We start from the raw sequence: 18,779 nt of genomic DNA, 5'->3' as shown, positions 1-18,779 counted from the left end.
AATGCAGAAATTATTAATCCTTTTTAGCCTTTGCTTCCTATCTCAAGCGCCAGCTTTTGCAAATGTCAGTCTGCCAGGTGTTTTTGGAGATAATATGGTATTGCAACGTGAAGCCAATGTCAACATTTGGGGTTGGGCTAAACCAGGGGAAGAAATAGAAATAAGTTCTACCTGGAGTGATAAAATATACACCACCAAAGCCAATAAAAATGCTATGTGGAGCATAGAGATACAAACGAACGCAAAAAAAGGACCCCACCAATTAACTATTACCGGCTACAACCAGGTAAACCTAAAAAACCTTTTACTAGGTGAGCTGTGGCTAATTTCGGGGCAGTCTAATATGGAATGGAGTGCTTCAGCAGGGATAAACAATGCCGAAGCTGCTATTAGGAATTCGACAAACAAAAATATTCGGTTTTTTAGCGTTGACCACAGAACAGCCGATTCACCACAAATAGATTTAGAAGGGAATTGGGTAGAAAGTTCACCGGAAACGATGAAGTATTTTAGCGCAATAGGCTATTTTTTTGCTAAAAAATTACAGGAAGATTTAAATGTACCAATTGGAATTATAAATGCCAGTTGGGGAGGTACACCGGCCGAAGTATGGATGCCTGAAGTGTTATTTAATAAGAATAATACTTTAAAGAAGGCTGCTAAAATGCTAGAGGAAAATGAATGGGGACCAATAAAACCTGCTCTTTTATACAACGCTATGATTTACCCCATAAGTTCAATGAAAATTAAGGGAATACTTTGGTACCAGGGAGAATCTAATACCATAAATGCTGATTATTACGAGGAGATTTTTACCAGTTTGATTAAAAGCTGGAGAAGCAAATGGGAAGAAGATCTTCCTTTCTACTATGCTCAAATTGCTCCATATGATTATGGAGAGGGGTTTGCGGGGGTAAAGGTAAGGGACGCGCAACGAAAGGTTTTAAAATTATCAAAAACAGGAATGGTGATGACCAGTGATGTAGGAAATATTCACGACATCCATCCTCAAGATAAACTCACACCTGGAATAAGATTTGCCAACCTGGCTTTAGCTGAAGTTTACGGAAAAAAGATTAAAGCCCACGCCCCTCAGTTTGATTATATAACTACTGAAGGAAAAATAGTGAAAGTACATTTTAAGTATTCAGAAGGTTTAAAAATTGGTCGGGAAAATCCCGAATCTCAGTTTGAGATTGCCGGATCTGATAAAAAATTCTATCCTGCCAGAATGGAAATTAAAAACAATATAATTCATTTAAAAGCCAAAGCAGTTAAGAACCCTGTTTTTGTAAGGTACTCCTGGCAGAATACAGCAAGCTCCAATATTTTTAACGTAGCAGGCTTGCCAGCTTCAAGTTTTACAACACAGAATTAGTTTGGAAGAAGACTGTAGAAATCGTGCATATCATTTAATAATAATGGTTCATCCTTTGCTACAAAGTCTACAAAATCTTCTTCGCCATCCATTCCCGGGAGCGGTACGGTATAAGAATCTTCGTAGTTCTGCCAAAACATCATAAAACCAATATTCACATCATTATTCGTAAGTACCCCATAAAGGTTTTCAGAATAAAACTTCTCGGCAAGGCTGGTTTGGGAAGGAGTTACAAAATAGCCCGTTTCTGTAAGGGCAGCTACTTTTACCCTCTCTTTGGCAAGATCTGAAACTACTTGTAATTTTTGGTTGGCAGCATTTAAACCAGAACCATCCTGGGCAATAAGATCGCCATAATTATCCATTCCCAAAATATCTACATATTCATCGCCGGGGTATCTCTCCAGGTAAGCAGATTTGGTTAAGTAAGAATTATCGGGAGAAAATGCATAAAGTAGATTATGAACATTTTTTTCATTCTTTAAATAATCTACCGTAAAACGCCATACAGTTTTAAATTCTTCTGGGGTACTGTAAGCAGCCCCCCACCAGAAAAAGTTCTTTTCAAACTCGTGAAATGGTCGGAAAATAATGGGAGAAAGCGTACCGTCTTCTCCTATCATATTTAGAGAAACTTCAGCAACCTTATCCAGTTTTTGCTTATAGTAGTCGTGATTTGCACCACCGGGAAGAATACTTTTAAAAGCATTTTGCCTTTGAAATTCGGTCATTTCATCGGAATAAAAGGCCTCTCCCTCATAAGGTTCCCGAAGATGCCAGGTAAAAGCATTAATCATTCCGCTATTATAAGCGCGTAAAGCATTATTTATAATTATTTGCTCCTGCTGATAAAACCAGTTCTGTGCAGTACCATCGTTTTGATCATCGGTTATAAACATAAAGTCTGACCCCAACAAGCCAGGATCGCTTAGTGTAGTTTTTTTCATATCAGAAAAACCATCATTTCCATCAAAGAACGAGCTGAATGCATCCTGCTGGCCTACTATAAAATGATTATCTGAAACCGACTTTAGGTTATAAAATAAAGCAACCGTTTCAGCAGTAGCCGATGCATCTACCATATAACTTAGTGTTTCTTCCGGCGCAAAAGCATAAGTTTCTGGAGATTCTTCTTCAGGTTCTTCCGGAATTTCTTCTTCAGGGTTTCCCTGTTCCTCGTCTGGTTCGTTAATTATCTCATCATCCTTACTACAGGCTGTTAAAAGCACAAATACCAATAAAAAATAGCTAAGTTTTTTCATCTTTTTTCTTTTAAAAGCATCATTAGCGCCCTGGAATTATGGTAAGGTGCTTTCCACATGCTTAGTTTATCTTCTTGTATATAAGGTTTATTGGCCTGGTCTATTCTAAAAAACCATTCGCCATTTTGCCTGTCTATTAAATTGTTTTGGGTAAAATCCCAGATATCCAATATCGCAGCTTGGTATTTCTTATCTCCCGAAATATTAAAAGCATATTGTAAACCCAACATAGCTTCAACTTGTGGCCACCAGTGCCTGTCTAAGTCGGTTTCCCCGGTTTCTTCATTTTTTTCATTAATAACACCCTTGTTTTTTACATAAGCTTCTTTCAGAAAAGTATCTGCTACAAGAATTGCAGCCTCAGTAGTTTGAGTGATCAACAATGAATTCCCACTTGTTTTGGCAGCTTCAATTAGTAACCAGGCAGCTTCAATATCGTGACCGTAAGAAATTACCGCATTTTGCAATGCCCATTTTTCGTTGAAAAACAATCCGAAATGGCCGGTTTTATTATTTAAGAAAATTGATAAAAATAGGTTTATCAAATTCTCTAAAGCTTCTTTAACTTTGATATCACCAGTAATTTGCAATAAGGTGGTATACGCTTCCAGAATATGCAAGTGGGTATTCATTGTTTTTGGAGCGTTTTGATCCTTCTCACTAAGTCGCATATCCTCTATAGGTTTCCAATCTGCCTGAAAAGCTTCCAGGTAACCGTTATCAACTAAATCCCGCGCGTGTTTTTCAATAAACCGAAAAGTTTGCAATGCCTTTTCTTTGGCATTTTCCTCTCCTGATAACTTGTAGTATTCAGCATAAGAATAAATACTAAAAGCCTGAGCATAGATTTGTTTTCGAGTATTTACGGTATTTCCCAAATAATCTAATTCCCAGAAAAATCCCTTATTTAAATGATCATAAAAATTTGCTTCCAGGTAATTGTATGCACGATAAGCCAGAACTTTTAATTCAGGATCATTATTAAAGTTACATGCTGCAGAAAAGCTCCATAACAATCGGGTATTTAGAATAACACCTTTATTTGCCTTTTCAATCAAATTATTGAAGTGGTCCCTTTTTCCAACAAACCCGTTATGCATTTCATCTACACCATACTCCCTCCAATAAGATAGAATATTTTGAAGTTCAGCTTTTAGCTGATGTTGAAACTTTTCCGCTTCTACCTGCATTCTATTATCCTTCTGTAATTGTCTTATTACTTTCCACCTGCTGAAGAATTGCTTTAACAGATTCTAATGAAGTATATTTATCCTGCCTAGTATTCATCACATAATCCAACAATATCTCTACAGATGAAACTGCTACATGAGACCTGGTATCTGAAGAAGCATAATAAATAAATACTTTCCCATCATCGTCAGTAATCCAGCCGTTACCAAAAAGAACGTTGGGGACGTCCCCCACTGTTTCTTTATAATTCGGCGCCATAAAATAACCTGCAGGTTGGCAAATCACCTTATCAATATCCTGAAGATCAGTCATAAAAAGATATAGTGTATAGCGTAATCCTCCCGCAGTATTTCTTACACCATGGGCTAAATGCAGCCAGCCTTTTTCAGTTTTAATTGGTGCCGGACCTAAACCATTTTTCATTTCATAAACCGTATGATAAGCTTTTTGGTTAATGATCTTCTCATCTTCTAAAACCGGATTGGTAATATCGCGGATATAACCTAGTCCAATTCCACCTCCTTTTCCCACTTCAATAAAACCATCTTGCGGACGGGTATAGATTGCATATTTTCCGTTAACAAACTCAGGATGTAGCACAACATTACGTTGCTGTCCAGAGCTAGAAATAAGATCTGGTAACCTTTCCCAATGAATTAGGTCTTTTGTCCGAACTATTCCGGCATTTGCAACCGCAGCAGTAGTATCTTGAGGTGCATTGGTATCCTTTCTTTCTGTACAAAAAACACCGTAAACCCAACCATCTTCGTGTTTGGTTAAGCGCATATCATACACATTGGTATCGGGAATTTCAGTCTGTGGCAATTCAATAGGCTTTTTCCAAAACTTGAAATGATCTATTCCATTAGGACTTTCGGCAATAGCAAAGAAAGACTTGCGATCATTACCTTCTACTCTAACAGCTAAAAGATATTTTCCGCCCCATTTTATCGCACCTGGATTAAAGGTTGAATTTATCCCTATTCGCTCCAAGCCAAAAGGATTGGTAGCCGCATTAAAGTCGTACCGCCATTCCAGAGGAGCATGGGCTCCTGTTAAGACAGGGTTTTGATATCTAATAAATACTCCATTTGAATCATCTACCGGCATATTTGGAGTTTCAAGTAATTCTTGATGCTTTTGCCGAATTTTATCGTAACCAGGTATTTTACAGGTTGCTTGTTTTTTCTGCATAGGTTTAAACTTATTTTCTGGTAATATTTGGTTCATTCTTAATATAATCCCACCAATTTTTCTTCAGTATTATCACACATATAATGAGAATTACAATAGACACAATCATTGAAATATTTTTGTGCATTATTAAGTATAATGGAATAATCACTAAAAGGGTTTGAGCAAGTGTGCCTATCACTACATTAAACATATCACGCTTAAATGCTGTGTTCTTCTCGAACCCGGGTTCTGAAGCCTTAATTTTACTATAAATAGGTTTCCAGAAACCCCATGGTCTTGTCTGTTTATAGAAATTAATTAAAACTTGCTCATCAGTTGGAGGTGCCGAATAGGTTCCGATTATGCTTCCTGCAACTGAAATTAAAAGGATTATGGGGAAATAATATAAATCTAGCGTATCCGTAAAAATTGGAAAAATCAGTGCAGGAATAATCCCAGAGAGCATTCCCCAAAAATATCCCTCACCGTTAAACCTCCACCAGTGCCATTTGAGAACATTAGAAACTACGTAACTACCAAATAGAGCGGAAACTATCCATTGTAGAATTGAGTTGACATCCTGTACAAAAAAGCCTAGCACTATGCTTATTAATACAACAACAATTCCGCTGCTGTAATTCATTACTTTCACTTTTGATGATGAAGCTAGCGGATTTCTGTACTTTAAATAAATATCATTTACAAGATAAGCCTGGGCTGCATTTAAAGTTCCTGCAAATGTAGACATGAAAGCAGCTAATAAACCAGCTAATAAAAGTCCCAATAAACCTACAGGAACAAATTGTTGTATTGCAGCTGGAAGTACCTTTTCAAAATCAATAATTCCAGCAGTGGTTAAGTTTAATTCTTCGTAAAACAACAAACCTAATATTGAAAAACCGCCTACCATTAAATATCGTGTAGGAATTAAAGCCGCTATTGAAAAGGCGCTCATTTTGGCCGCTTCTAAAGGTGATTTTGTAGATAAAATTTTCTGCATATCATAATTCGGGGCGGGTCCAGCAATACTCGATAGAATTCCCTTAAACAACATAAGCATGAAAAATATTCCAAAAAGCGAATATCCATCTGAAGCTATCTTAGTATTAACTTCACTGATTATTCCAGACCAATCCATATTAAGTTCCCAACCAAAAAAGGGATTTGCCCATCCTTCGGGAACATTAAGTGTATTCTCGCCCATAGCTTGCCACGCAATTACTGCAATAGCAATAGAAGAAATTGTCATTATTGAATATTGCAATAAATCGGTCCAGACGATTCCAGACATACCACCTAAAACTGAATAGAAAACTGCAAAAAGAGTGAATATAGTTCCATAAAAATGAGGTATATAAGCCGGAGGAACATTAAATGGCACGTAGGCTGAAATAATTTCCCACGGGATAAATATTTCTACAAATTTTCCCAATCCAATAAATCCATAGGCTAGAAAACCAAGACAACTTAAAATAGCAAAAACTACAATAATTGTATGCGACCATCTCCCGCCACGTCCACTATCAAATCGAAACAAAATCCATTCTGCACCGGTAGTTACATTAGATCTTCTGAGCCATGCTGATAGGTAAACCATTAAAAAAACTTGATTAAACACAGGCCATAACCAAGGAATCCAAATACTTTTAAAACCATATACAAAGGTTAATGTAACTAACCACATAGTCCCGGAAATATCAAACATTCCAGAAGCATTAGAAAGACCCATCATGTACCAGGGCAGGTTTTTACCACCTAATAAATAATCATCTTTACTTCTTTGGGCCTTTTTTCTCAAGGCAAGGCCAATAACTATGGTACCAATTAGATATAATAGTATAATTAGGATATCAAGCTCCTGTAGCATTCTTTATTTTTTATTAGTAATCGATTTTTTTAACTTCAGGTAGAAATAATATTTCTTTCAATTCCTCGAAATCTTTAAAATCCTCTTTAGCAACATCTTCTTTAAATGAAGCAAAAAAATGATTGGGGCGCGCATTTCTCCATACTAGTACCCAAGATATTCCTGTGCCTTCAATTCCTGGATACAAAGCTTCTGTCCACCAATTTGGGTTTTCGCCGAATTTAGTATTACCAGTTTCGGTTAGCGCATAAGGCTTGTTTGAATTTCGTGCTTTATTTTTTAGTATCTCAATGTTGGAAATTAAACTTTTAGTAAAAGCTTCATCTCCATCGTGATTATAAACATCTACACCTATAATATCAACAAAATCGTCTCCCGGATAGTACGTATCAAATTCTTCCTTTGAACTCAGAGTGTTTGGTGAAAATGCGAATAATAAATTGTTAACCTTTTGTTTCTTTAGAAGACTATAAGTTTCCTTCCATAATTGCTTGTAAGCTTTTGGTGTAGTATTCTCTCCTCCCCACCAAAACCAAGAACCATTCATTTCGTGAAAAGGTCGAAAAACTATAGGTATATAGTCCCCTTTTTCATCTTGAAGCGATTTTAAAAAACTGGAAAGTCTCCCTATCCATAATTCATATTTTTTTCTTTGGTTTCCACCCTCTAGAATCGATGCTACAGCTGGAATTGAGTCCCATGAACTACCCCCAGAAAGCGGATTATTAAGATGCCAACTTATGGTAATCATACCCCCTTCTTTATGAATTTTCTTAATATGGTTTTTCATTAATTCAAAAGAAACTGTATCTAAATTGTGTGATCGTCCTAATTCAATATGTCCTACATCAAAGCCGTGTACCGCTGGAAATTTACCGGTTACTTTTTCTACATCGCTTTGTATTTTCCCGCCATCATCTTTCCAACCCACACCGTAGGCCGTTGCATCTTCGTGACCAAAAGCTATTCCTTGCTTCGAAATTTCCTCTATTTTTTTGTAGAGAATTTTGGTTCCTATCGTGGCTTTTTCATTTGCAGTATTAATATTGCTTAAATCAAGGTTTGAAGAGCTTCCGCAACTAATTACACTCAAATAGAGAAGAATAAGTATTACTGATATAAAAATTTTCTTCATTAGGATTTAATTTAAAGGCAAGAAAAATGACAAAATATTTTATTATTAAAAAAATGTTATTTTATATTTAACCTCAGTTTTTTATTAAAAACTATTTTGAAGCAGCTATTAATTATTAAAAATCAAAAATAGCACGATTGTTAATATCAAATTAATAGGATTTTGTCATTTAATGATGAAATTTTTTCCAATTCTAACAAAATCAAATTTATGACAAGAGATGTTCATCGAGAAATCACGCCTTTAGCTCCAGAAGATAGTTTTCTTGTTTTCGACCGAATTAAAGATGATTTTGACTTTCCCATTCATTTTCATCCCGAATATGAGCTAAATTTTATTTTGAATGGCAGAGGAGTTAGAAGAGTTATCGGTGACAGTCTTGAGGAAATTGAAAACATAGAATTAGTACTGGTAGGCCCCAACCTTCAACACGGCTGGGAACTTTATAATTGCACCAATGACAAAATTCACGAAATTACTATTCAGTTTCACGATGACTTATTTGATACTAGGTTGTTGAGCCGAAGAATTATGAAGCCTATTAAGGATATGTTTGAAAGATCTGCTCACGGTATTTTATTTTCAGAAAAAATCGCGAATGAAATTAAACCTAAAATTCTTCAGCTATCTAAAATTGATAGTATTGATTATTTTCTCGAGTTGATTTCTATTTTGCACGATTTAGCTACTTCTAGAAACCAACGTCTCTTATCTACATACACTTCTAATAACAAAGATTTTGAAAATAGTGAGCAGATAAGGATTATATACGATTATGTACAGGAAAATTATCATAATAAAATCTCCCTCGCTGAAATTTCTGAATTGGTAAATATGAGCCAGGTATCTTTCAACCGTTTTATTAAAAAAAGAACTGGGAAAACTTTTATTGAATATGTAAATGATACCAGAATAGGATATGCAGCCAGGTGGCTAATAGAAAAGGAGCTTAGCGTTGCAGAAATTGCTTTTAAATGCGGCTTCAATAACATTGCAAATTTCAACCGGGTCTTTAAAAAAAATAAAAATTGTACACCAAGCCAGTACCGGGAAGAATTCCGTGGAATAAAAAGAGTCCTCTAAACTATAAATAAAATGACAAAGAAAATCATCTTTTTCCTCTGTGCTATTCTAATCTTTAGCAGTCTTCAGGCACAACAAGACCAGTCCCCAGTTAAGCTCAACGGCCAGCTAAAAATTGAAGGCACACAGCTGCTTAATGAGAAGGACGTAACCATAGAACTTAAAGGCATGTCTTTATTTTGGAGCCAATGGCAGCCTCAATATTATAATTATGAAACTATAAAAAATCTGAAAGAAGACTGGGGAATAAATGTTGTAAGAGCAGCAATGGGCATAGAGCATGAAGGTTTTTTGAAAAACCCAGAACGAGAAAAACAGAAAGTCTACCGCGTCATTGATGCTGCTATTGAATTAGGGCTTTATGTTATTGTAGACTGGCATGACCATAATGCCGAAAACCATTTAGACGAAGCAAAGCGGTTTTTTAAAGAAACTGCAAAAAAATATGCAAATCACCCTAATATAATCTACGAATTATATAATGAACCTTTGGATGTTTCCTGGAATGAGGTTTTAAAACCTTATCATACTGAAATTATAAAAGAGATTAGAAAATTTGACAAAAACAATATTATCGTTTGTGGCACACCAAACTGGTCGCAGGATGTAGACTTAGCCGCAAAGAACCCAATAAAGGAAGATAATATTGCATATACCCTTCATTTTTATGCTGGTACACATCAGAAAGAATTGATGCTCAAAGCAGAAAAGGCAATAAAAGCAGGATTGCCCATTTTTGTGACTGAATTTGGCACAACAGAAGCAAATGGAGATGGTAAAGTCTATAAAGAAAATACCCAGAAATGGTTCGATTTTATGGATAGATATAACATATCTTGGTGTAACTGGTCTATCGCCGATAAAGATGAAGCCTCTGCCGCTTTAAAACCTGACTCCCTTCCAAAAGATATTGGGAAAAAAGAATCCTGGTCAGAGTCTGGTGCTTTCATTAGAACTATACTTACTACAACCGATCATTAATAGTTCAATTTTTAAGAAATTGTAATTAGATTTTAGCAATTTAATTGTTTCGAATTATTAATAACAAAATTTTGAATCGGTTTCCTTTGCACATTCATAATAAATGGAAAAATATTATTAGCAAATGATAAAATAATATTAACAGTAACTTAACTTTTAAGCTATTTTTGAGTATGCTAAAAAATTAGGTCTGATTTTATAGATGCCTCAATACAGGTCTATCAAAATCTCTAAAACCTTAATTGTTTAAACAATATTCAAACAATAGTCTTTATGTACAAAATTCTACTAAAACGATGGAGTGGTTTTATAAAATACCCTCCTCTTTTTTTAATCTTTTTTCTTGGGGTCTCATTTCAACAAATTCAAGCACAAGAAACAGTAAGCGGAACAGTTACCGATGAAAACGGAATGCCATTATTAGGCGTAAACGTTTTAGTAAAAAATACCAGTAACGGGACCACCACTGACTTTGACGGTAATTTTGAAATTAATACCGGTGAAAGCGCTACTTTAGTTTTTAGCTTCCTTGGTTTTATAAGCAAAGAGATTGAAGTTTCAGGTGGAGAACAATTAAGTGTTACTCTAAGCGAAGATTCGGAGAGTCTGGATGAAGTCTTGGTTATCGGTTATGGCTCTCAATTAAAAGAAGAAATTAGTGGTTCGGTCTCAAGAATCGATTCGGAATCCATTAAAAATATTCCGCAGGTTGGAGTGGATCAACTTATGCAGGGAAAAGCAGCCGGTGTAATGGTTACGCGCAATTCTGGTCAGCCAGGTAGTGCAGTTTCTGTAAAAATTAGGGGTGTAAATACTATTACGGGTTCAAGTGAGCCTCTATATATTATAGATGGCGTACCTGTTTCTGGAGATTCCAGAAATATTGCTACAAGTGGGCGTTCAACCGCCGATGGTGGTATTGGCGCAGGAACCGGAGCAACAGATGTTAGCCCCCTAGCTTCTATAAACCCTAATGATATTGAATCTATTAACATTTTAAAAGATGCCTCTGCCACCGCAATATACGGCTCCAGAGGGTCAAACGGGGTGGTTATTATTACAACTAAAAAAGGAAAAAAAGGGCAAGGAAGACTTACCTACAACACTTATGTTGGAGTTCAGGAACCTACAAATAAAATAGATGTTATGAATCTTCAGGAGTATGCCACCTTACAAAATACTATTGGAGAAATTTATGGATTAGATGAACAAGTTGAGTTTTTAAATCCAGAATTATTAGGGCCGGGCACAGACTGGCAAGCAGAAATTTTTGATAACGCCTTCCAGATGAATCACGAGCTTTCATTCTCCGGAGGATCAGAGAATATTAATTATTTCCTTTCAGCCTCCCATACTGATCAGGAAGGAACGGTGATTGGGTCCTCATTTGATAGAACAACGGTTCGAGCTAACGTAAATGCTACCGTAAACGACTGGATCAAAACAGGAATTACATTAACAGGTAGCCGCACGAACGATCAAATTACTTTAAATAATGCCAGTAATGGTATCATTTCCCTTTCCCTTTTAAATAATCCTGCCACTGCAGTTTATAATCCCGATGGTTCGTTTGCTGGACCTGTTACAGAACAGGAAATCGCTTACGGTATAAGAAACCCAATAGCAGAAGCATTAAATATAGATAATACTCTTACTAGAAACCGCTTTTTTGGTAACCTCTTCGCAGAATTCACGTTTCACGAAAACCTGACATTCCGAACAGAATTTGGTGGAGATTTCGGCAATAATATTAGTGATAGATTCCAACCAACATTTACATATGGAGCTTTGAATCGCGGAGAGAATCAATTAAATGTAAGAAGAGAAAATAATGATTTCTGGATCATAAAAAACCTCCTTACTTACAACAATACCTTTGGAGACAAGCATGATATTACCGCTTTGTTTGGACAGGAAGTGCAGGAGTCCAAATGGGAAGGTGTTATCGCCCAAGACGGAAATTTTGTAGGTAATGAAATGCCGGTTTTAGGAACAGGTAATGCTAACGATTTTACAGATCAATACAGGGGAAGTTCTGCTTTGGAGTCTTATTTCACACGTTTTATTTATTCATTTGATAATAAATATAATCTTACTGCATCTATACGTGCTGACGGCTCCTCAAAATTCGCTGAAGGAAACCGATGGGGATATTTCCCTTCAATTTCTGCATCGTGGAGATTATCCAACGAAGATTTTATGCAGGATTTTGATGCAATTCAAAACATCCGTCTTTATGGAGGTTACGGAGAAGTTGGAAACCAGGCTATCCCCAATTTTGCTTATGGGGTTAGGTTAAATACCATTAATACAGGCCTTGGAACTGGATTCGAATTCGCTAATTTTGAAAATCCTGAGCTTACCTGGGAATCCTCTACACAAACTAACTTAGGTTTAGATTTCTCCCTTTTTGATCAAAGGTTAAATACTACTGTAGAAGTCTATAATAAGGTTTCTCGTGACTTTCTGTATCAACTAGCAGTAACAGATTTTATTACCGGCGGAAATTCTCCAGGTGCTATTACTGCTCCCTGGGTTAACCTTGGAGAGATGGTAAATAGGGGTCTTGACCTTACAATTGCTTATAGTACTGCTCCACAAGCCGAACTTCAATGGAATTCCACCCTAACTTTCTCTCATTATAAGAATGAGGTAAACGAGTTGCTCGGAGATTTGACAATAAATGGGGACATAAGCCTAAATGACTCTAACCAAAATATAACGCTGACTAGAGTTGGTGAACCTGTAGGGATGTTCTATGGTTATAAAGTAGAAGGCTTATTTAGAACGACTGAAGATTTCCAGGGAGCGGCAATACAATTTGGAAGACCATTCGAAGATGCCCTTTTTGGCACTACTTGGTTGGGGGACATTAAATACCAGGATATTAATAACGATGGGTTAATAGATAATGATGACCGAACGGTTATTGGAAATCCTCATCCGGATTTTACCTTTGGTTTTCAAAATAGCCTTTCCTATAAAAATTTTGATCTCTCTGTTTTTCTACAAGGATCTTATGGTAATGATATTTTTAACGCAGTAGACAGGACTTTAACCGCGGCAAATCTTTACTATGTCAACCAATCACCTTCGGTTTTGGATTATTGGTCCATAGATAACCCAGATGCTTCTGCGCCGCGTCTAGCCAGAAATGATACCCCAAACATCAATATTTCTGATCGATATATTGAAGACGGCTCCTATTTAAGGATTCAAAATATAACCCTGGGCTACAATTTATCTTCAAATTTCGCAGAAAAAATAGGGCTAAACAACCTTAAAATTTACGGTAGTGTCCAAAACCTATACACCTTTACAAATTACTCTGGTTACGATCCCGAAGTTGGCGCCTATAATCAAAATGCCTTGTTACAGGGATTAGACAACGGGCGTTATCCATCGCCAAGGACATATACCCTTGGATTAAATGTTGAATTATAAAATTGAAGATGATGAAGAACCTTATAAATAAAAAATTAACTGTACTTTTTGCCGCAATCATATTATTCACTGCTTGTAGTGAAGATTTCCTGGATCGTCCGCCAGAAGATTCTTATAGTGCAGATACTTTTTACAATACCGAGGATCAGGTAACAAATTCTACGAACCATTTATATTCCAAACCATGGTTTAATTTTATATCGAATGTAGCCTGGGCTATTGGAGAATTAAGTTCTGGAAATGGTCGTACCTGGGATGCGAGGAACTCAGATTTTGTCAACTTCGCTATTACGGGCGAGCACGGTACACTAACGCAATCCTGGGAATCTTTATATGCCGTAATTGCACAGTCAAATACCCTTATAAACACCCTACCTAACGAAGTGGGGCCAGATGTTCCCCAGGAGGTTGTAGATAATGCGCTTGGAGAAGCCCGTTTCATAAGGGCTACAGCTTACTTTTATCTGGTAAGGATTTTTGGTTCTGTTCCAATTATAGCTGACAATACTGAATATGTCCTGGAGCCTGTAGTGCCTCGTAATCCAGTTGAGGACGTATATGAATTTATTAAACGTGATTATCAATTTGCAATTGATAATTTACAAGAAAAAACAAGAGGTTCTAATTATGAAAATAACGGAAGAGTCTCAAGTGGCTCAGCCAAAGCGATGCTAGCAAAAATATACCTCTACGAAGAGAACTATTCAGAAGCATACAGGCTAGCCAATGAGGTAATAAATTCTGGTGAATTCAAATTATATGGAGGTGATGCTGAGGATGGTGATCCTACCGGGAGTTACTATGATTTATTTTTGACTGCAAATGATAATAATCCAGAATCTATTTTCTCTCTGCAATGGTCAACTTCAGGACAGTATGCAGAAGGGAATGCTATACAATCCCTTTTTGCTCAGGCAGGTATTACTGGTTTTTCAGATGGGTGGTCTGCAATTGGACCTTCCATAGACCTCCAGGAAGCTTATGAAGATGAGGATTTACGCTACTATGCTACTATTATGGATCCGGGATCGTATTACCCTGATCTAAACGGAGGATATACGGTTTCAGAGAATGTCAATCATCAGGGTACAAATGTTGGGATTAAAAAATATGTCGTGGGAAATGCGGAAACTAATGGCGGTGGCCAAATGCAAAGTTACCCTAATAACACTTACATTATGCGTTATGCCGAGCTTTTACTCATTCATGCTGAAGCAGCATTGATGGGCGGAGGTTCAGTTGCCGAAGGAAAAGAATCATTAAATAAAGTAAGAAGAAGAGCTGGCCTCGAAAATATAGAAAACCCTACGATAGAAGATATATTTCAAGAAAGAAGGATTGAGCTAGCTTTTGAATTTGAGTTTTGGTATGATGTAGTTAGAAGGGGACCAGATTTCGCTCTAGATTTCTTAGCTCAAACTGAGCGAGGAACTTTTAATAATGATACGACACCACCTACTGTAACTTCTGAAATGTTTACTCCAAATATGGAAGATTTAACATTTCCGTACCCAAGTAATGAGACTCAAAATAATCCAGCTTTACTTGAGGCACCGGCACCCTATGATTTTGATGACGAACAATAATTTTAAAGACTAAATTATGTATATAAAAAATATAAAAATCGGTTCGCTTTCTTTCACGCTATTAATTTTACTTTTAGTAGTTACCTCTTGTAGTGACGAATTCGACACGCCAGATATTGAGAATAACAATGCGCCGCCTGTAATTACCAGTGTTAGCGAAGCAAGAGAAGATGTTCCAGTAACACAAGGTACTTTAGAAAACACCTATATTATAAGAGGTGAAAACCTAAGTTCTATAATAGGCATATATTTTAATGGGGAACGAGCAGGTTTCAATCCGGCCCTGGGCACAGATGAATTGGCTTTTGTTACAATACCAGAGACAGCTCCTTATGTTGGTCAGGATAACATTATGATGGTAGAAAACCTTAGTGGTACTACAGAATATGATTTTTCTTTATTGACGATCACTGATTTCACGGAGAGTACTACGGAGGAAGGTATAAAGACCGTAACACTTTTGGGTGGTGATTTTTCGGAAACATCCAATGTTATTTTCACATCAGGAACAGAAGAAGCTGGAAACCTGGTAGAAAGAGAAGCCGAAATTCTTTCAGTAACTGAATCCGAAGTTACCGTTGCCGTTCCATCTGGAATTGAACAGGCATTTATTAACATACAAACTTCAAGGGGGGCTTCCGCACAATCAGATTCTTATGGGTTTAGTTATTCAATTTACATAGACGATCTAAATCCAGATTGGGAAATGAGCCAATGGGGAGGTACTTTTGAACTTCAATCCGAAGAACAAGCTCTCGGACAGTATTCTATAAAAAGTGTTAGAGAAGCGTGGGCCGGATTAACATTCCTACCACCTAGCATTGCCTTTGATGAATACGAATCCATCACGGTTTCCTTGTACGGAACAGGAGACCCGGGAGATTCAGTTAATATTGCAATTAACGATTTCGCAGGACAGGTTACAGTAGAACTCATTCCTGGAGAATGGACCAAATACGTTATTCCGCTTTCGGAATTCTTCCCTAATGGAGGAGCACCTGCGGTAATTAATCGCATAGACTTTCAGGAATCTTCAGGCACTGGTAAAGCTCAGTATATTTTCTATATAGACGACTTTGGCTTCCTGTAGCCTTTAAAAAATGGGCTTTACTGAAATTAAATCTCTGTAAAGCCTATTAATGCTTTTGAATTTAAAACCCATAGAAATGATAAAAAAATACTACCTGGTTATTCTAGCTGTTATTGCAGGGTTGGTTTCCTGCGATAAGGACGATGAGATATACCCGCAACTCGGTGATGATCCAAGAAATTTAAGTGAAATTATAGGTGAGACACAGAATCTCTCAAGCCTTTACGGAGCTTTAGAAAGTTCTGGACTAGACTCAACACTTAGAAGTACGACCACCTACACCGTATTTGCTCCTAATAACAGTGCTTTTAATGAGGTTGAGATCTCAGGATTAAGTGAAACGGAATTAGAAAATATTTTACTTAATCATATTTTAAGTACTACTACTGCCGATTTCTCCTCCACTTTATCAACAGGCTATACTGCAACAATGGCTATAGGACCGGAAGAGAACAATCTAAGTTTATTTTTAAATACAGAGGGTGGTATATCTCTTAATGGAACTGCTTCGGTAATAGCAAACTCCTCAGATATAGGGTCTACGAATGGTGTTTTACATCAAATAAATGGTGTTCTTCCACCCCCCACTGTTTATGATCATACCCAGGCGAACCCTAATTTCTCAATGCTTTCGGAAGCTATTGAACTAGCTGGCCTTGATGAAGCTTTATCAACCACAGCTACTGATAATGAACTTTATCCATTTACGGTCTTTGCCCCTACAAATGCAGCTTTTGAAAATTTCATGATGCAGCTCAACGGAGCTTTTGGTTGGGAAAACCTTAGCGATATCCCTGCTGACATCCTGCAGGAGGTTTTAGAACATCATGTGGTTTCCGGAGCTAATACCTTATCAGCGGTAATCGCCGAAACCGAGCAAACAACTCTTCAAGGAGAAATTCTAACAATTAGTGCTGATGCAGTGATATCTGATGCTAGTTACACTAATACCAATTTTACCACGACCGATATCCAAGGAATAAATGGCGTTGTACACGGTGTAGATAAGGTGCTATTGCCAGAAGATGTGTTTCAACAAATTTTAGGAGCTACGCTTAACCTTAAAGAACGTAGTGAAGACAGGGGATATTCTTCCTTTCTAGCTGCCGTTGAAAAAGCTGGTTTAACCAGTATTTTAGAAGATGAAGAACAGGAATTAACAGCTTTTGTTCCAAATAACGATGCGTTTACAGCCTTGTTTGCACAAATCACAAATTTTGAAAGCTTGAATGATTTTGAATCTGAAGAAGAATTGGAAGCGCTTTCAAACCTTTTAATGTACCATTTACGTGAAGGTGTTTTAATGAGCAGCCAGCTTACCGATGGCGGGGAAATAAACACCTTGTTTGAAGAAGAAATTATAACTGCCGACTTAACTGGGGAAAATGCAAGGCTAAGACCCTCTTTTGAAGACGCTATACCCTCCGGAATTGTAAATTCCAACATAGGTGCAACAAATGGCTTAATTCACGAAATAAATAGAGTGCTTATTCCAAATAGCCTTGTTCCTGTTTTAGGAATACCTTCAGACGAAGGAGGAAAGTGCCCTGTTGGAGATGAAGAACTTGTTTTCTTCAACTGGGATGATAAAGGTATTTATTGGGGTAACGTAACCTCTGAAAATGACGCGTCTCTCAGCCCAGATGGAAGTAGCTATGGAAGAGCCAATTTTCAAACCGGTGGAACCGGTTGGCAGGATCTGTTCTGGAGAAATGATGATACTTTTTACGGCGCTGATGTGGTAAGCGATAACCTGGAGGATTATGTATTGAAGTTTGATATTAATGTAATAGAGCCTATTAGTGAAGGAATGTTTAGAATTAGGTTTAATGATTCAGACGGAGTAGATGCATTTTATGATTGGCAGCCTTGGAACGATACCGGGGAACCTTATACCACAGATGGTTGGGAAACTGTTGAAATCCCTCTTTCAGTGTTAGGTGTCCCAGATTTTAGTTTGGTAGATGCCGAATTTGGGATGGCTTTTGAAGGTGCCGATGTTTTACTGAATTTCGCTATAGATAATGTGCGTTTCGATACCCCGGGTTGTGGCGGGCCAGAGCCGGTAGCAAATAGTGAAGCTGTCTTTTTTGACTGGGATGGTAAGGATCCATACTGGGGAAATACAACTGTAGAGAATGATCCATCCATTAGCTTGGACGGAAGCAACTACGGAAGAACTAATTTCCAGACTGGGGGAACCGGCTGGCAAGATCTGTTTTGGAGAAATGATGATACCTTTTTTGGTGCAGACATGGTGGGTTCAAATTTAGATGATTACAACCTTAAGTTTGATATTTATACTTTGGAACCAATAAGTGAGGGAATGATAAGAATAAGGTTCAATGCTACATCAGGTGTTGATGCATTTTACGATTGGCAGCCCTGGAACGATACCGGTGAAGCTTTTGATACCGGTGGAAGCTGGACCACAGTCAGCATTCCCGCATCTGTATTAAACCAGCCTGATTTCAGCCTGGTAGATGCCGAATTTGGGATGGCCTTTGAAGGAGCCGATACACTTCTAAATTTTGCCATAGATAATGTGCGCTTTGAAGAACACTAAACCATACAAATTTAATTAGC

The 18,779-nt window shown here is 37.3% G+C and carries 12 protein-coding genes; 7 read left to right on the top strand and 5 right to left on the bottom strand.

What is annotated here, in order from left to right; genetic code table 11:
* Nucleotide 1: 1 nt before the first annotated feature.
* Nucleotides 2–1,378 carry a sialate O-acetylesterase gene (locus J0871_RS04430; protein ID WP_208223750.1) on the top strand — a complete coding sequence of 459 codons (1,377 nt, stop codon included), beginning with the start codon at nucleotides 2–4 and terminating at the stop codon, nucleotides 1,376–1,378.
* On the opposite strand, the gene J0871_RS04425 is transcribed toward J0871_RS04430, so the two are convergent.
* The 5 genes from J0871_RS04425 to J0871_RS04405 are packed head-to-tail and all read right to left on the bottom strand — an operon-like array spanning nucleotide 1,375 to nucleotide 8,009.
* Nucleotides 1,375–2,640, bottom strand: a complete 1,266-nt coding sequence (locus J0871_RS04425) for a glycosyl hydrolase (RefSeq protein ID WP_208223748.1) — start codon at nucleotides 2,638–2,640, stop codon at nucleotides 1,375–1,377. The genes J0871_RS04430 and J0871_RS04425 overlap by 4 nt on opposite strands.
* Nucleotides 2,637–3,830 (bottom strand): AGE family epimerase/isomerase, encoded by a 1,194-nt coding sequence (locus tag J0871_RS04420; RefSeq protein WP_208223746.1) that lies wholly within the window; start codon nucleotides 3,828–3,830, stop codon nucleotides 2,637–2,639. Before J0871_RS04420 ends, J0871_RS04425 begins: the two co-directional genes overlap by 4 nt.
* 4 nt (nucleotides 3,831–3,834) lie before the next feature.
* Nucleotides 3,835–5,025, bottom strand: a complete 1,191-nt coding sequence (locus J0871_RS04415; protein WP_208223744.1) for a glycosidase — start codon at nucleotides 5,023–5,025, stop codon at nucleotides 3,835–3,837.
* Between the two features lie 10 nt (nucleotides 5,026–5,035).
* A complete protein-coding gene (locus J0871_RS04410) occupies nucleotides 5,036–6,874 on the bottom strand; it encodes a sodium:solute symporter family protein (protein WP_208223742.1) in 1,839 nt (612 codons plus the stop codon).
* A 13-nt stretch (nucleotides 6,875–6,887) separates the two neighbouring features.
* Nucleotides 6,888–8,009, bottom strand: coding sequence for a glycosyl hydrolase (locus J0871_RS04405; protein ID WP_208223740.1), 1,122 nt, complete (start codon nucleotides 8,007–8,009; stop codon nucleotides 6,888–6,890).
* Nucleotides 8,010–8,219: 210 nt separating this feature from the next.
* Here J0871_RS04405 and J0871_RS04400 point away from each other — a divergent pair, with 210 nt between their 5' ends.
* From J0871_RS04400 to J0871_RS04375, 6 genes are all read left to right on the top strand, one after another.
* Complete coding sequence (locus tag J0871_RS04400) at nucleotides 8,220–9,092, top strand: AraC family transcriptional regulator (RefSeq protein WP_208223738.1); 873 nt, start codon at nucleotides 8,220–8,222, stop codon at nucleotides 9,090–9,092.
* A 12-nt stretch (nucleotides 9,093–9,104) separates the two neighbouring features.
* The gene (locus J0871_RS04395) at nucleotides 9,105–10,073 is read left to right on the top strand and encodes a glycoside hydrolase family 5 protein (protein ID WP_208223736.1); all 969 of its coding nucleotides are present in this window, start codon (nucleotides 9,105–9,107) and stop codon (nucleotides 10,071–10,073) included.
* 273 nt (nucleotides 10,074–10,346) lie between these two features.
* Nucleotides 10,347–13,517 (top strand): TonB-dependent receptor, encoded by a 3,171-nt coding sequence (locus tag J0871_RS04390; RefSeq protein WP_208223734.1) that lies wholly within the window; start codon nucleotides 10,347–10,349, stop codon nucleotides 13,515–13,517.
* 11 nt (nucleotides 13,518–13,528) lie between these two features.
* Nucleotides 13,529–15,103, top strand: coding sequence for a RagB/SusD family nutrient uptake outer membrane protein (locus tag J0871_RS04385; protein WP_208223732.1), 1,575 nt, complete (start codon nucleotides 13,529–13,531; stop codon nucleotides 15,101–15,103).
* 16 nt (nucleotides 15,104–15,119) lie between these two features.
* Entirely contained in the window at nucleotides 15,120–16,193 is a 1,074-nt protein-coding gene (locus tag J0871_RS04380; RefSeq protein WP_208223730.1) for a hypothetical protein, read from the top strand.
* A gap of 76 nt (nucleotides 16,194–16,269) precedes the next feature.
* Nucleotides 16,270–18,759, top strand: coding sequence for a glycan-binding surface protein (locus J0871_RS04375; protein ID WP_208223728.1), 2,490 nt, complete (start codon nucleotides 16,270–16,272; stop codon nucleotides 18,757–18,759).
* Nucleotides 18,760–18,779: the final 20 nt, after the last annotated feature.

It is taken from the genome of Salegentibacter sp. BDJ18 (assembly GCF_017579965.1).
Lineage (GTDB): Bacteria > Bacteroidota > Bacteroidia > Flavobacteriales > Flavobacteriaceae > Salegentibacter.
Note: the sequence above shows the minus strand (reverse complement) of the source record. Positions and strands in the feature narration are given on the sequence as shown.